This window comes from Candidatus Binataceae bacterium (assembly GCA_035294265.1).
Taxonomy (GTDB): Bacteria; Desulfobacterota; Binatia; order Binatales; family Binataceae; genus DATGLK01.
This window is the reverse complement of sequence record DATGLK010000012.1, coordinates 17,151-31,757: the sequence shown is the minus strand read 5'-3', so window position 1 is coordinate 31,757 and position 14,607 is coordinate 17,151. Positions and strand designations below refer to the sequence as shown.

General features: G+C 61.8%; 11 protein-coding genes and 3 tRNA genes. All 14 read left to right on the top strand.

What is annotated here, in order from left to right:
- Nucleotides 1-1,258, top strand: a 1,258-nt coding sequence (locus VKV28_02480) for a CoA transferase (protein HLH75649.1), incomplete at its 5' end; no start/stop codon positions are given.
- A gap of 12 nt (nt 1,259-1,270) precedes the next feature.
- A complete protein-coding gene (locus VKV28_02475) occupies nt 1,271-2,077 on the top strand; it encodes an enoyl-CoA hydratase-related protein (GenBank protein HLH75648.1) in 807 nt (268 codons plus the stop codon).
- A gap of 80 nt (nt 2,078-2,157) precedes the next feature.
- Nucleotides 2,158-2,233: transfer RNA gene (locus VKV28_02470), tRNA-Gly, on the top strand.
- A gap of 43 nt (nt 2,234-2,276) precedes the next feature.
- Nucleotides 2,277-2,349, top strand: a tRNA-Thr gene (locus tag VKV28_02465).
- 44 nt (nt 2,350-2,393) lie between these two features.
- The gene (gene rpmG, locus VKV28_02460) at nt 2,394-2,546 is read left to right on the top strand and encodes a 50S ribosomal protein L33 (GenBank protein ID HLH75647.1); all 153 of its coding nucleotides are present in this window, start codon (nt 2,394-2,396) and stop codon (nt 2,544-2,546) included.
- Nucleotides 2,547-2,654: 108 nt separating this feature from the next.
- Nucleotides 2,655-2,732 (top strand) — tRNA-Trp (locus tag VKV28_02455).
- 34 nt (nt 2,733-2,766) lie between these two features.
- On the top strand, nt 2,767-2,970 hold the full coding sequence (secE, locus tag VKV28_02450) for a preprotein translocase subunit SecE (protein ID HLH75646.1): 204 nt from the start codon (nt 2,767-2,769) through the stop codon (nt 2,968-2,970).
- A gap of 84 nt (nt 2,971-3,054) precedes the next feature.
- Nucleotides 3,055-3,648, top strand: a complete 594-nt coding sequence (gene nusG / locus VKV28_02445; GenBank protein HLH75645.1) for a transcription termination/antitermination protein NusG — start codon at nt 3,055-3,057, stop codon at nt 3,646-3,648.
- Nucleotides 3,649-3,752: 104 nt separating this feature from the next.
- Nucleotides 3,753-4,175: a 50S ribosomal protein L11 gene (gene rplK, locus VKV28_02440; protein HLH75644.1), complete on the top strand. Its 423-nt coding sequence runs from the start codon at nt 3,753-3,755 to the stop codon at nt 4,173-4,175.
- Nucleotides 4,176-4,186: 11 nt separating this feature from the next.
- A complete protein-coding gene (rplA, locus tag VKV28_02435) occupies nt 4,187-4,900 on the top strand; it encodes a 50S ribosomal protein L1 (protein HLH75643.1) in 714 nt (237 codons plus the stop codon).
- A gap of 21 nt (nt 4,901-4,921) precedes the next feature.
- Nucleotides 4,922-5,494 carry a 50S ribosomal protein L10 gene (gene rplJ / locus VKV28_02430; protein ID HLH75642.1) on the top strand — a complete coding sequence of 191 codons (573 nt, stop codon included), beginning with the start codon at nt 4,922-4,924 and terminating at the stop codon, nt 5,492-5,494.
- Nucleotides 5,495-5,568: 74 nt separating this feature from the next.
- Nucleotides 5,569-5,958, top strand: a complete 390-nt coding sequence (gene rplL / locus VKV28_02425; GenBank protein ID HLH75641.1) for a 50S ribosomal protein L7/L12 — start codon at nt 5,569-5,571, stop codon at nt 5,956-5,958.
- Between the two features lie 201 nt (nt 5,959-6,159).
- Complete coding sequence (rpoB, locus tag VKV28_02420) at nt 6,160-10,317, top strand: DNA-directed RNA polymerase subunit beta (GenBank protein HLH75640.1); 4,158 nt, start codon at nt 6,160-6,162, stop codon at nt 10,315-10,317.
- A 25-nt stretch (nt 10,318-10,342) separates the two neighbouring features.
- Nucleotides 10,343-14,584, top strand: coding sequence for a DNA-directed RNA polymerase subunit beta' (gene rpoC / locus VKV28_02415; protein ID HLH75639.1), 4,242 nt, complete (start codon nt 10,343-10,345; stop codon nt 14,582-14,584).
- The last annotated feature ends 23 nt before the right edge of the window (nt 14,585-14,607 follow it).

Sequence of the window (14,607 nt, the reverse complement as noted above, 5' to 3'; positions counted from 1 at the left end):
ATTGCCGCAACGCGTTGTTGCGAAAGGTTCAGTGCGCGAACCGTCGCCGCTGCCGCTCTCGGGAATCCGCGTGCTCGATTTGACGTGGGTGTGGGCGGGGCCCTATTGCACGTTGCAGTTCGCGCACATGGGAGCGGAGGTGCTGCGAATCGAATCGCGCAAGCGCCTCTGTCCGACGCGGCGGGTGCCGCCTTTCGCTGACAACATCGCGGGTCCGAATCGCTGCGGCTATTTCAATCAGTACAGTCAGGGCAAGAAGAGCGTGACGTTGAATCTCACCAATCCCGAGGGCGTTCGCCTCGCGCTTGAACTCGCAAAGCATTGCGACATCGTCGCGGACAATTTTTCGGCGGGCGCAATGGCCCGTATGGGCCTCGGTTACGAGGCGCTCCGCGCGGCGAAGCCCGATATCATCGCAATCTCGATGTCCGGGTGCGGCCAGACCGGGCCATGGAAGAATTTTCTGAGCTACGGACCGACCGCGGCTGCGTTCGCGGGTTTCTTCGCGCTCACCGGTTATGAAGGGATGGGTCCGAGCGAGGTCGGGGTCTCATTCGCCGACCCGACCGCCGGGTTGCTCGGCACGGTCGCCGTGATGGCCGCGCTGTTCCATCGCGCGCGCACCGGCGAGGGGCAGTTCATCGATTTGTCGCAACTCGAAGCGACCATCGCGACGCTGCCTGAAGGGATTTTCGAGTATGTCTTCAACGGCCTGCAGCCGCCGCGAAGCGGAAATCACGATCCGATCATGTCGCCGCATGAGTGTTACAAGGCGGCTGGCGATGAAAACGCGTGGGTCAGTATCGCGGTCGGCAGCGAAACGGAGTGGCGCGCGCTGTGCGAAGCGATGGGGATGCCCGCGCTGGCCGACGACTCGCGCTTTAAGACCCTTGCCGATCGCAAGCGCAATGAGGCGGCGCTGGACCGGATCATTACGGAGTGGACCAGCGCGCGCGATCGATGGGAGATAACGCGGTTGCTGCAGAGTCGCGGCGTCGCCGCGTTTCCCGCCATGAGCAGCGCGGACATCGCGGCCGACCCGCACCTGGAGGAGCGCGGCTTCCTCGTAAAGCTGCCGCATCCGGAGGTCGGGCGCCGGATTCATCCGGGAATCCCGTGGACGATGACTGACACGCGATGCGAAGTGCGCAGTCCCGCGCCGCTGCTGGGCGCCGACACGGAATCCGTACTGCGCGAACTGCTGAACATGAACGAGGCCGAAATTGAGCGGCTCAAAAACGCGGACGTGCTGACCTGAGCGAGAAATTTTATGGAATCACTGCTCTACCAAGTCGATGGCCACATCGCGATCATAACCTTCAATCGCCCGGAAAAGCTCAACGCCTTCGACCCCGAGACCATCGTGCGGCTCGCCGCGGCGTGGGATGAGGTTGAAAGAGACGACGCGGTGCGGGTTGCGATCGTGACCGGCGCGGGCGACAAGTCGTTCTCGATCGGCGCGGACTTCAACCGACTGACACCGCTGGGTACCGGGGCGCGTCCGCCCGACGACGAATGGGATCGCAAATTTCTCGAGCCGCAGACGGGAGACCGCGCGATGCTGCGGCATCAGTATGCCCTCAGCAAACCGATCATCGCGGCGATTAACGGCTTCTGCTTCGCCGGCGCGCTCGAGTTCATGACCTCGACCGACATCCGGATCGCATCGGAGTCGGCGAGCTTCGGGTTGCAGGAGGCGCGCTGGGCATTGGCGCCCGCGCGCGGGGCTTTGGCCCGTCTGCCGCGTCAGATTCCGCACTGCCGCGCGATGGAGATGATGCTCACGGGATCGCGCTTCACGGCTTCCGAGGCGCTCGCGATGGGGCTTGTTAACTACGTGGTGCCACCGGCGCAGGTGATGCCGAAGGCGCGCGAGATCGCGGAAACTATCGCAGCCAACGGCCCGCTCGCGATTCGGCTCATCAAGAGCGCGGTCATCCGCACTGCGGGACGTCCACTGGCCGAAGCATATGCGATCGAGGATGAAATCTTTGCCCAGGTGATGCGTTCCGAGGATGCGCGGGAGGGGCCAAGATCGTTCCTTGAAAAGCGCAAACCTGCTTACAAGGGCCGCTGACGAGCTGCGCTAAGAACCGTCGTCGCCGTCGCTTTGCACTCGCAAGCCGCTGTGCAATGTTATAAGCTTGCCGGTTCTGGGCGGGAATAGCTCAGTTGGTAGAGCGCGAGCCTTCCAAGCTCGGGGTCGCGGGTTCGAGTCCCGTTTCCCGCTCCATCGTTCTGGATTTTGGGCCTGCGCGGCAGATTGGTTCGGGGATGCCCATGTAGCTCAGTCGGTAGAGCACTTCCTTGGTAAGGAAGAGGTCACGGGTTCGATTCCCGTCGTGGGCTTTGCAATTTTGGCGTTGTGAGTAACGCGAGCGAAAGTATCGATCATGAGAGATCTTATCGGGCTGGCATGCGACGGCTGCAAGCGGCGCAACTACACCACCACCAAGAATAAAAAGCGGCAGACGGAAAAATTTTCGATCAAGAAGTTCTGCCCAAGCTGCCGTTCCCATACCGTGCATCGCGAGGTCAAGGTCTGACGGGTAATCGGCGCTCTCTGGCATGTGGCCGTTGGTTGGCGAAGCTTGAGGCGTCAAAAGTGGGTAAACCCGCCGCTAAAGCTGGCTGGCGGATGAGGGTATTTATGAGGGTCAGTAGCTCCAACTGGACAGAGCATCGGACTCCAAATCCGAGGGTTGCAGGTTCGAATCCTGCCTGACCCGCCATCGATGATTTGGCTCTTGATTTGCATAAGGGCATATGGATAAACTGAAAAATTACCTCGAACAGGGCGTCAATTTCGTCAAAGAGGCGTGGACCGAACTTGCGAAAGTCCATTTCCCGTCGCCCAAAGAGACGATTCAGGCGACGATCGTGGTGCTGGTTCTGACGATCGTAATGGCTGTATGGCTCGGCCTGATCGACCTCGGCGCGACGAGGATTGTGCGGCAGATACTGAGCTGAGTTCGAGATATTGAATTGACTGCGATCGTTCACGGGCTGGTCTGAAGGGGGCGCGGAAGCGGCGCCGGAGGGGCCCGGTCGGTTATGGAAACCGCAACGCAAGAGCAAAGCAAGAAGGCCGGGGCAGGTGCGTCTGCCGGCAAGCGCTGGTACGTCGTGCATACTTATTCCGGCTACGAGCAGAAGGCCAAGGCGGCGCTTGAACAGCGCCTGCGTTCGCCCGAGTTCGCAAAGCTGCGTGACAAGATTGGCGAGGTGCTGGTTCCGGTCGAAAGCGTGCAGGAACTTGGCAAGGGCGGTCAGCGCAAGATCTCGAGCCGCAAGTTCTTCCCCGGTTACATCTTCGTTCAGATGCAACTCGATGACGAGACATGGCACTTCATCAAGAACACACCCAAAGTGACCGGCTTCGTCGGCCACGCGACCCAGCCGCCTGAAGTGCCGGAGTCAGAAGTCCGTGAGATTACGCAGCAGATGGAAGAAGGAGCACTGCGGCCCAAACCGAAGGTGCTGTTCGAGGTGGGCGAAGCAGTCAAGGTCATCGACGGGCCGTTCCAGGATTTCAATGGCACCGTCGAAGAGGTGCGGCCGGAAAAAGGCAAGGTGCGCGTGCTGATCTCGATCTTCGGGCGCGCCACACCGGTCGAACTGGATTTCGTGCAGGTCGAAAAGTCGTAAACCAGATTGGCAGTCGGGCTCGCGGCAGCCGCTCCGGGTATCGCCCGGACGGTTTGGGAAGTGGGCCTTGGCGGATCGGTTTTGGATAACGGGCGGCATCAGCAGTGGCGAAAAAAGTCGTCGGACAAATCAAACTTCAGATTCCGGGGGGGGCGGCAAATCCCTCGCCGCCGGTGGGGCCTGCGCTCGGCCAGCGCGGCGTAAACATCATGGAGTTCTGCAAGGCCTTCAACGCCCAGACCCAGAACATGGCGGGGCTGGTCGTGCCGGTGATCGTGACCGTGTATGCCGACCGGTCGTTCACGTTCATTACCAAGAGTCCGCCGGCATCCAATCTTCTACTGAAAGCGGCGGGACTCGAGAAGGGCTCCGCGGCGCCCAACAAGAACAAGGTCGGCAAGGTGACGCGCAAGCAGGTCGAGGAGATCGCCAAGACCAAGCTCAAGGACCTGACCGCGAAAGATATGGCGGCCGCGATGAAGAGCATCGAGGGTACGGCGCGCTCGATGGGTATTGAGATCGAGTAGCGGAGAGGGAATTGACGATGGCGGGCAAGAAATATCGCGAAGCATCCAAGCAGATCGATCGCGCGACGCGCTATCCGCTCGCTGACGCGATCAAGCTGGTGGCGGGAAGCCACGTCGCCAAGTTCGACGAGACGGTCGAGCTCGCCGTGCGCCTCAACGTCGATCCGCGTCAGGCCGATCAAAACGTGCGCGGCACGGTAGTGCTCCCCAATGGCACCGGCAAGGTGGCGCGGGTCCTGGTGCTCGCCAAGGGCGAGAAGGAAAAGGAAGCGCGCGACGCCGGCGCGGACTTCGTCGGCGGCGAAGACCTGATCAAGAAGATCCAGGAGGAGGGCTGGCTCGATTTCGACCGCGTCATCGCAACGCCCGACATGATGGGACAGGTCGGCCGCCTCGGTAAGATTCTCGGACCGCGCGGCCTGATGCCGAATCCCAAGGTCGGCACCGTGACCTTCGACGTCGGCAAGGCGGTCGCCGAGGTGAAGGCGGGCAAGGTCGACTATCGCGTCGACAAGGCCGGCGTGATCCATGCACCGATCGGCAAGCTCAGCTTCGGCGAGCAGAAATTGCTCGAGAACGCACATGCGCTGCTAGACGCGATCGCGCGCTCGAAGCCAGCTAGCGCCAAGGGCAATTACATCAGGAGCATCGCCGTCTCCTCGACGATGGGCCCCGGGATCAAAGTCGATCCCGGTGCGGTCCGGACGGTGGCGGCCGCGGCATAAGAGGCGCGCGATTTTGAGATCATGAAGAAAGCGGAAAAAACCACGATCGTCGACGAGCTCGCGGCGCAGTTCGCGCGGGCCACGATGGCGCTCGTCTCGGAGTATCGCGGACTCAGCGCGGCGGAATCGACCGATCTGCGCCGGCGCGTGCGCGAGGTCGCGGGTGAAATCAAGGTCGCGAAGAACACGTTGGTACGGCGCGCGATTAAGGAGACGCCCTACGCGGCGCTCGCTCCGCAGCTCGGCGGCCCGATTGTGATCGTCTTCTGTTACGGCGATCCGGTGACGGTCGCCAAGACTATCGCGGGACTCCGCGATCTTGGCGACAAGTTCAAGGTGCGCGGCGGCGTGCTCAGCGGCAAGCCGCTCACGGCCGAGGAAGTACAGGCGCTCGCCACGCTGCCATCGCGTGAAGTGCTGATGGCGCAATTGCTCGGATTGCTGCAGGCGCCGGCAACCCGCCTGGTGCGATTACTCAACGAGCCTGGCTCGGCGCTGGCCCGCTTGGTCGATGCGATCGGCAAGCGCAATGGCGAAGGCGCACCGGCCGCATCCGCAGGACCCGCGGAGGCGTCGGCGGGAGCTCCACAATAGAGATTTTTATTTCGCTTCGGCGCGCTGCAGCGTCGCCGGTGGTGAGTGATACGGCAGCAAGGAGATAGATCACAATGGCAGAGGTACAAGTCAGCCGCGATCAGGTGAAGGATTACCTGAAAAATCTGAGCCTGATGGAAGCGGCGACGCTGGTGAAGGAGCTTGAGCAGGAACTCGGCGTCTCGGCGGCGGCTCCGGTCGCGGTGGCGGCAGCGCCCGCAGCCAGCGGCGCAGCGGCGGCTCCGGTCGAGAAGGATGAGTTCTCGGTGGTGCTGACCGGCTCCGGTGACAAGAAAATCCAGGTTATCAAGGTCGTGCGGGAACTGACCGGGCTCGGCCTCAAGGAGGCCAAAGACCTGGTCGACGGCGCGCCCAAGCCGGTCAAAGAAGGCGTGAGCAAGGCCGAGGCCGAGGAGATCAAGAAAAAGCTGGAAGAGGCGGGCGGCACGGTCGAGTTGAAGTAATCCGGCTTTGTATCTGATGCCGGTAAAAATGCGTGAGTATGAGGGTCCATGCGGACGCAGGGTCGGCATGGGCCCGCAATCTATTTGTGGCGGCTGGGAGGTCGAAGCGGGGGCAAGCGCGGACGCCTGCGGGCGCGCCGCGAAACATTCCGGCGTTGTTATTGCGCGTCACGCCCGTGACGCGTGCCGGACGAGGTAACGATGGCTCAACAGGCACAGGTGACGAGTAATCTCAGGCTCCGCCGGTCATTCGGCAAGATCCGCAAGATTATCGACATCCCCAACCTGATCGAAATACAGAAACGCTCCTACGAGGAGTTTCTTCAGCTCGGCGTTCCGCTCGAGGAGCGTCGCGACTCCGGTCTGCAGGCGGTTTTCAAGTCGGTCTTTCCGATCAAGGATTTCAACGAGACCGCGTCGCTCGAGTTCGTGAGCTACGAGCTCGGCGAGCCGAAGTACGACGTCGACGAATGCCATCAGCGCGGGATGACCTTCGCTGCGCCACTCAAGGTCAAGATTCAGCTCGTCATCTGGGACGTCGAGGGCGGCCGCCGTTCGATCAAGAACGTCAAGGAGCAGGAGGTCTACTTCGGCGAGGTCCCGCTGATGACGCGGAACGGGACCTTCATGGTCAACGGCACCGAGCGCGTGATCGTCTCGCAGCTCCATCGCTCGCCCGGCGTCTTCTTCGAGCACGACAAGGGCAAGACCCATGCGACGGGCAAGCTGCTCTTCTCGGCGCGCGTGATCCCTTATCGTGGAAGCTGGATCGATTTCGAGTTCGATCCGCGCGACGTGCTCTACGTGCGAATCGATCGCCGGCGCAAATTCCCCGCCACCGTGCTGCTGCGTGCGCTTGGGATGACCACCGAGGACCTGCTCAACTACTACTATCCCAAGGACGTCATCCTGCTCGACGGCAAGCAGCTCGCCAAGGAATTTAATCCCTCCCATCTGCTCGGCACGCGGGTGAGCCGCGACGTACGCGATCCGAAGAGCGGCGAAGTCCTGGCGCGCGAGGGACGGCGCTTCAACAAGGCAATCGTGCGTGCGATGGAGCAGGCGCGCATCACCGAAGTGCCGATCGCACTGGACGAAGTCATAGGCCGCGTCTCGGCCCATAATGTGATCGATACGAGTACCGGCGAAGTACTGGTGCAGGTCAACGAGGAGCTGACCGAGGATACGCTCGAGATGCTCCGCGCGCGCGGGATCAAGAAGATCGAGGTGCTGTGGACCGAGGATCAGCCGGGTGGCGGACCGCTGCGGCTCACGATCGCGCAGGATCGGATGGACGAGGAGATGCGCCGGCTCAACAAGGATCCGGGCAATCCGCAGGACTCCGGCACGGTCGCGATGCTCGAAATTTACAAGCGTTTGCGTCCCGGCGATCCGCCGACCGCGGAGACCGCGACCACCTTCTTCAACGATCTATTCTTCAATCCCGAGCGCTACGATCTCTCCAAGGTCGGGCGGCTCAAGCTGAATCATAAACTCAAGATCGATGTGCCCCTGGAGCAGGGGACGCTGCGCCGCGAGGACATCCTGGAGGTCGTCCGCTACCTGCTCAATCTCAAAAACGGCAACGGCCAGGTCGACGATATCGATCATCTCGGGAACCGGCGCGTGCGCGCGGTCGGCGAGCTGGTCGAAAATCAGTTCCGGATTGGACTGGTCCGGATGGAGCGCGCGATCAAGGAGCGGATGAGCCTGCAGGATATCGAGACCTTGATGCCGCAGGAGCTGGTCAACTACAAGCCGGCGGCGGCGGTGATCAAGGAGTTTTTCGGCTCCTCCCAGCTCTCTCAGTTCATGGATCAGACCAACCCGCTCTCCGAAATAGCCCACAAGCGCAGGTTGTCGGCGCTGGGGCCGGGCGGGCTGACTCGCGAGCGCGCCGGCTTCGAGGTGCGCGACGTTCATCCCACTCATTACGGACGGGTCTGTCCAATCGAAACCCCCGAGGGGCCCAATATCGGGCTTATCGCCGCGCTGTCGACCTACGCCCGGGTCAACGAGTTCGGCTTCATCGAAACCCCCTATCGGGTGGTGGAGAACAGCCGCGTGACCGATCGGCTGGTCTATCTGTCGGCGCTGGATGAAGAGGAGAAGGTGATCGCGCAGGCCAATGCCGAGCTGGACAGCCACGGACGCTTCACCAGCGAGCTAGTCTCGGCCCGAATTGGGGGCGAGTTCACGGTGGTGCGGCCCGAGGAAATCCAATACATGGACGTCTCTCCTAACCAGCTGGTGTCGGTGGCGGCCTCGCTCATTCCGTTTTTGGAGAACGATGACGCCAACCGCGCCTTGATGGGATCCAATATGCAACGCCAGGCGGTGCCGTTGCTCAAGACCGAGGCCCCGCTGGTGGGTACGGGGTTGGAGAAGACGGTGGGGCGGGACTCGGGGGTAACCGTGCTGGCCAGGCGCGACGGGGTGGTGGAGAGCGTAGACGCCGAACGCATCGTGGTGCGCGCCGACCGCCAGGGGCGCGATCCGCATGACGCTGGGGTGGATATCTACAACCTGATCAAGTATCAGCGCTCCAACCAGAACACCTGTATCAACCAGCGTCCGGTGGTGATCAAGGGCGAGCGGGTCAAGGCCGGTGACGTAATCGCCGATGGCCCCTCCACCGACAAGGGCGAGCTGGCGCTCGGGCGCAACGTGTTGGTGGCCTTCATGCCGTGGGGCGGCTACAACTTCGAGGATTCCATTCTGATCTCGGAGCGCGTGGTCAAGGAAGACCTCTTCACCTCGGTCCATATCGAGGAATTCGAGTGTATCGCGCGCGACACCAAGCTGGGTCAGGAAGAAATCACGCGCGACATCCCCAACGTGGGCGAAGAGGCGCTCAAGAATCTTGATGCCAGCGGAATTATCCGGATCGGCGCCGAGGTGCGTCCGGGCGATATCCTGGTGGGCAAGATTACACCCAAGGGCGAGACCCAGCTTAGCCCCGAGGAAAAGTTGCTACGCGCGATCTTCGGCGAGAAGGCTGGCGAGGTGCGCGACACCAGTCTGCGGGTACCGCCGGGGGTCGAAGGCACGGTCATCAATGCCCGGGTTTTTTCGCGCCGTGGGGTAGCCAAGGACGACCGCACCCAGGAGATCGAACATATCGAGATCGAGCGGCTCAAACAGGACGAAGTCGAAGAGGTCCGCATCATTCGCCAGCAGACCGCGCGCAAGCTCAAGCGCGCGCTGGTGGGCAAGGAGCTGACGGCGCGGATCATTTCCGACGATCGGCGGGTGGTGCTCCCCAAGGGGCATCAGGTGACGGCCGACGACATCGACGAGCTGCCGGTGCCGTTGTGGGGCCAGTTGCGAGTGGAGAGCGAGAGCGCCAGCAACGAGGTCAGCCAGGCGCTGGAGGCTATGGAGCAGAACGTCAGCCAGGTCAGCTCGCGCTACGGCAGTAAGATCGAACGCTTGCGCGCGGGCGACGAACTGCCGGCGGGCGTGATTAAGATGATCAAGGTGTTCGTGGCGATCAAGCGCCGCCTACAGGTTGGCGACAAGATGGCTGGCCGCCATGGCAACAAGGGCGTGCTATCGCGCATCCTGCCCGAGCAGGACATGCCCTACCTGGCCGACGGCACGCCGGTGGACATGGTGCTTAATCCGCTGGGAGTGCCCTCGCGCATGAATGTGGGGCAGATTTTGGAAACTCATTTGGGCTGGGCGGCACGCGAGTTGGGTCGCCAGCTCGAGCGCGATCTGCACGACTCAATCACGCCGGCCCAATTGCGCAAGAAGTTGCTCGATCTGTATCCTGGCAAAGAAAATCAGGACTTTATCGAGGACTTGCCCGATTCTGAGCTGCCCAAGCTGGCGAGCCGCTGCCTGGCGGGGATCCACCTGGCCTCGCCGGTCTTCGACGGGGCGCGCGAAGAGGAAATCTTCCAGATGCTCAAGCGGGCCCATCTGCCCGACTCCGGCCAGTGCGAGCTTTACGACGGCCGCACCGGGCTGCCCTTCGAGCAGCCGGTGACGGTAGGCGTGATGTACATGCTCAAGCTGCATCACTTGGTCGAAGACAAGATTCACGCCCGCTCCACCGGCCCCTACAGCCTGGTTACTCAGCAACCGCTGGGCGGCAAGGCCCAGTTCGGTGGCCAGCGGTTGGGCGAAATGGAAGTGTGGGCGCTGGAGGCCTACGGCGCGGCCTACGGGCTACAGGAGATGCTCACGGTCAAGAGCGATGACGTGGCCGGCCGCACACGGATGTACGAGGCGATCGTCAAGGGCGAGAACACGCTGGAGCCGGGGCTGCCGGAATCCTTCAACGTAATGGTCAAAGAGCTGCAGTCGCTGTGTCTGCAGATTGACCTGCTGGAGGAAACCGAGCGGGCCTAGGGGGCAGCGCGGGAGCAAAAGTAATATGGAAGACATTTTCGGAGTTTTCGACAAGCCCAAAAATCCCGTGGCCTTCAACGCCATTCGGATCTCGATCGCAGCGCCGGAAACCATCCGGTCGTGGTCGCACGGCGAGGTCAAGAAGCCCGAGACCATCAACTATCGTACTTTCAAGCCCGAGCGCGATGGGCTGTTCTGCGCCAAGATTTTCGGCCCTACCAAGGACTACGAGTGCAATTGCGGCAAGTACAAGCGCATGCGCCATCGCGGGGTGGTGTGCGAGAAGTGCGGGGTCGAGGTGATTCAGTCCAAGGTTCGGCGCGAGCGCATGGGTCACATCGATTTGGCCGCACCGGTGGCTCACATCTGGTTTTTGCGGTCGCTGCCCTCGCGCATCGGCACCCTGTTGGACATGACGCTGAAGGAACTGGAGAAGGTGCTCTATTTCGAGTCCTACGTGGTGTTGGACCCGGGCGAGACTCCGTTGCAGGCGCGCGAGCTGCTCACCGAACGCAAGTATCGGGAGGCGCGCGAACAGTACGGTGAAGGTTTCAAGGCCGACATGGGAGCCGAGGCCATTCGCTGGCTGTTAAGCGCGCTTGAACTGGACAAGTTGGCGTTGGAGTTGCGCCAGGAGATGAAGAGCACCTCCTCCGAGGCGCGGCGCAAAAAAGTCGCCAAGCGCTTGAAGGTGATCAACGCCTTTCGCGAGTCGGGCAACAAGCCCGAGTGGATGATCCTGACCATCCTGCCGGTCATCCCGCCCGACCTGCGGCCGCTGGTGCCGTTGGACGGCGGTCGCTTCGCCACCTCGGATCTGAACGATCTGTATCGGCGGGTCATCAACCGCAACAATCGGCTCAAGCGGCTGATCGAACTCAATGCTCCTGACATTATCATTCGCAACGAGAAGCGGATGTTGCAGGAGGCAGTGGATGCGCTGTTCGACAACGGGCGGCGTGGGCGGGCGATCACGGGTCCCTCCAAACGGCCGCTCAAGTCGCTCAGCGACATGCTCAAGGGCAAATCGGGTCGCTTCCGGCAGAATCTGTTGGGCAAGCGAGTGGATTATTCCGGACGTTCAGTGATCGTGGTGGGTCCTGAACTGCGGCTGCATCAGTGTGGGTTGCCCAAGAAGATGGCCTTGGAGCTGTTCAAGCCCTTCATCTATAACAAGCTGGAGGAGAAGGGCTACGTCACCACGATCAAGAGCGCCAAGAAAATCGTCGAGAAGGAAGGCAAGGACGTCTGGGATATCCTGGACGAGGTAATCAGGGAGCACCCGGTGCTGCTCAACCGCGCCCCAACCCTGCATCGGCTGGGGATTCAAGCCTTCGAGCCGGTGCTGATCGAGGGCAAGGCGATTCAGCTCCATCCCCTGGTCTGCGTGGCCTACAACGCCGACTTCGACGGTGACCAGATGGCGGTGCACGTGCCGCTATCGGTGGAGGCCCAGATCGAGGCCCGCGTGCTGATGATGTCCACCAATAATATTTTGTCGCCGGCCAGCGGCAAGCCTATCATCGTGCCCACCCAGGACATGGTGTTGGGGCTGTATTACATGACCCGCGAGCGACCGTTGGCGCGCGGCGAAGGCAGGACATTTTCCTCGCCGGAGGAGGTTCGGATCGCGTACGACCACGGCGAAGTTGATCTCCAGGCCCGCGTCCGGGTACGGCTGCCGGTGGTCAAGCAGGAGCACGCTCTGTATCTGTCGGTCGAGGAGGGAGATCAGTTGCGGCCGCTGGCAAACGGCGACGGCCGTGGCCCGGAAGTAGCGTTGGTCGAGACCACGGTAGGACGGGTGCTGCTCTACGAGATCGTACCGCCGGGGCTGGCTTTTGCCGAAGTCAACCGGACGATGAAAAAGCGCGAATTGGGCAACCTTATCGATTTAGCCTACCGCCAGTCGGGCAACAAGGCCACTGTCATCTTCGCCGATCGGCTCAAGGATATCGGCTTTGAATTCGCCACCCGGGCGGGGATTTCGATTTCGATTAAGGACATGAAAATCCCCGAGCAAAAGCCCAAGCTTCTGGAAGAGGCGCAAAAGCAGGTCGCCGAGATTCAAAAGCAGTACAACAACGGCGTCATCACCGACGGCGAGCGCTACAACAAGGTGGTCGACATCTGGGCCGAGGTTCAGGACAAAATCGGCGGCGAAGTGCTCAAGGGGTTGTCCACCCAGGTCTTTCGCGACGGTGACAAGAACGAGGTCACCGGTCCCTCCTTCAATCCGATTTTCATCATGGCCGATTCCGGCGCGCGCGGCTCCGAGCAACAGATTCGTCAGCTCGCTGGTCTGCGCGGCTTGATGGCCAAGCCCTCGGGCGAGATCATCGAAACCCCGATCACGGCCAATTTCCGCGAAGGCTTGACCGTGCTGCAGTACTTCATCTCGACCCACGGCGCGCGCAAGGGACTGGCCGATACTGCGCTCAAGACCGCCAACTCGGGCTACCTGACCCGCCGTCTGGTCGACGTAGCGCAGGATTCGATCATCACCGAGGAGGATTGCGGCACCCTGGATGGTATCGAGATGACGCCGCTGGTGGAGGGCGGCGAGATCATTGAAGGGTTGGGCGACCGGGTCCTAGGCCGGGTAGCGCTGGAGGATATCCACGATCCGTTTACCAATCAGGTGCTGGTGCGGGCCAACGAGCCGATCGACGAAGACCGGGTCAAGCTGATCGAGGATGCTGGGCTAGAAAAGGTCAGTATTCGCTCGGTTCTGACCTGCCAGTCGCGCCGCGGGGTGTGCGTGCGTTGCTATGGGCGCGACCTAGGGCGCGGCCATCTGGTCAACCTGGGCGAGGCGATCGGAATTATCGCGGCTCAGTCGATCGGCGAGCCGGGCACGCAGCTCACGATGCGCACCTTCCATATCGGTGGTACCGCCAGCCGGCGCGCCGAGCAGACCACCTTGGAGGCGCGCAATGATGGGATAGTGCGGCTGCACGGGGTCAATACCGTGCGCAGCCGCGACGGCCACCTGGTGGTAATGTCGCGCCACGGCGAGGTTGCGATCGCTGAACCGCTGGGCGACGGCACGGTTCAGCGTGAACGTGAGCGCGAGCGCTACCCGCTGGTGTACGGGGCCAAATTGCTCAAGGGCGAAGGCGACCGGGTTAAATCCGGCACTCTCATTGCCGAATGGGATCCGTATACCACTCCGATCATCACCGAAGTGGGCGGGATCGCCAAGTACGGCGATATCCTGGAGGGGCGCACGATGGAGGAGCGGGTGGACGAGCGTACGGGCGCTCGTTCCAACGTGATCGTCGAGTTCAAGGACCTCGACGTACGGCCACGCATTTCCATCAAGGACACCGGGGCCAAGACTGCCAAGTTGCCGGGCAGCGATTCCCAGGCGCGCTACTTCCTGCCGGTTGGCGCCTATATCAACGTGGCCGACGGAGCCGAGGTCTTTCCCGGCGATATCCTGGCTAAGATTCCCCGCGAGACCACCAAGACCAAGGACATCACGGGCGGGCTGCCGCGGGTGGCCGAGTTGTTCGAAGCGCGCAAACCCAAGGAATTCGCCGTGATCTCCGAGATCGACGGCCAAGTCTCCTTCGGCAAGGATACCAAGGGCAAGCGCAAGGTGGTGGTGACTCCGGAGGTCGGCGAACCGCGCGAGTATCTGATCCCCAAGGGCAAGCATATCGGCGTACACGAGGGCGATGTTATCAAGGCCGGCGAACCGTTGATGGAGGGTTCCTCCAATCCACACGACATACTGACGATCCTGGGCGAGAAGGCGCTGGCCAAATACCTGGTGGACGAAATCCAGGAAATCTATCGCCTACAGGGCGTGCGGATCAACGACAAGCATATCGAAGTGATCGTGCGCCAGATGCTGCGTCGGGTCCGCATCAAAGAGGTTGGCGATACCGATTTTCTGGTCGGTGACCAGGCCGAAAAATGGCGTTTCGAAGAGGAAAACGGCCGGGTTCTTGAAAAGGGCGGCGAGCCGGCGATCGCCGAGCCACTACTCCTAGGAATCACCAAGGCCTCGCTGTCCACCGAGAGCTTCATTTCGGCCGCCTCCTTCCAGGAGACTACCAAGGTGCTGACCGAAGCGGCGATCAACGGCAAGATAGACCGCCTCGTGGGGCTTAAGGAAAACGTCATCATGGGTCGCTTGATCCCTGCCGGGACCGGGCTGTCGAGCTATAACCAGGTGACAGTCCACGTCGAGGGTGGGAGTGAAGGGGAAGCGGTGGGCAAGCCCGGACTGGAAGGTGAACTGCTGGAAAGCCGCTAAAGGACGGCTGCGAGCAGCGTCAG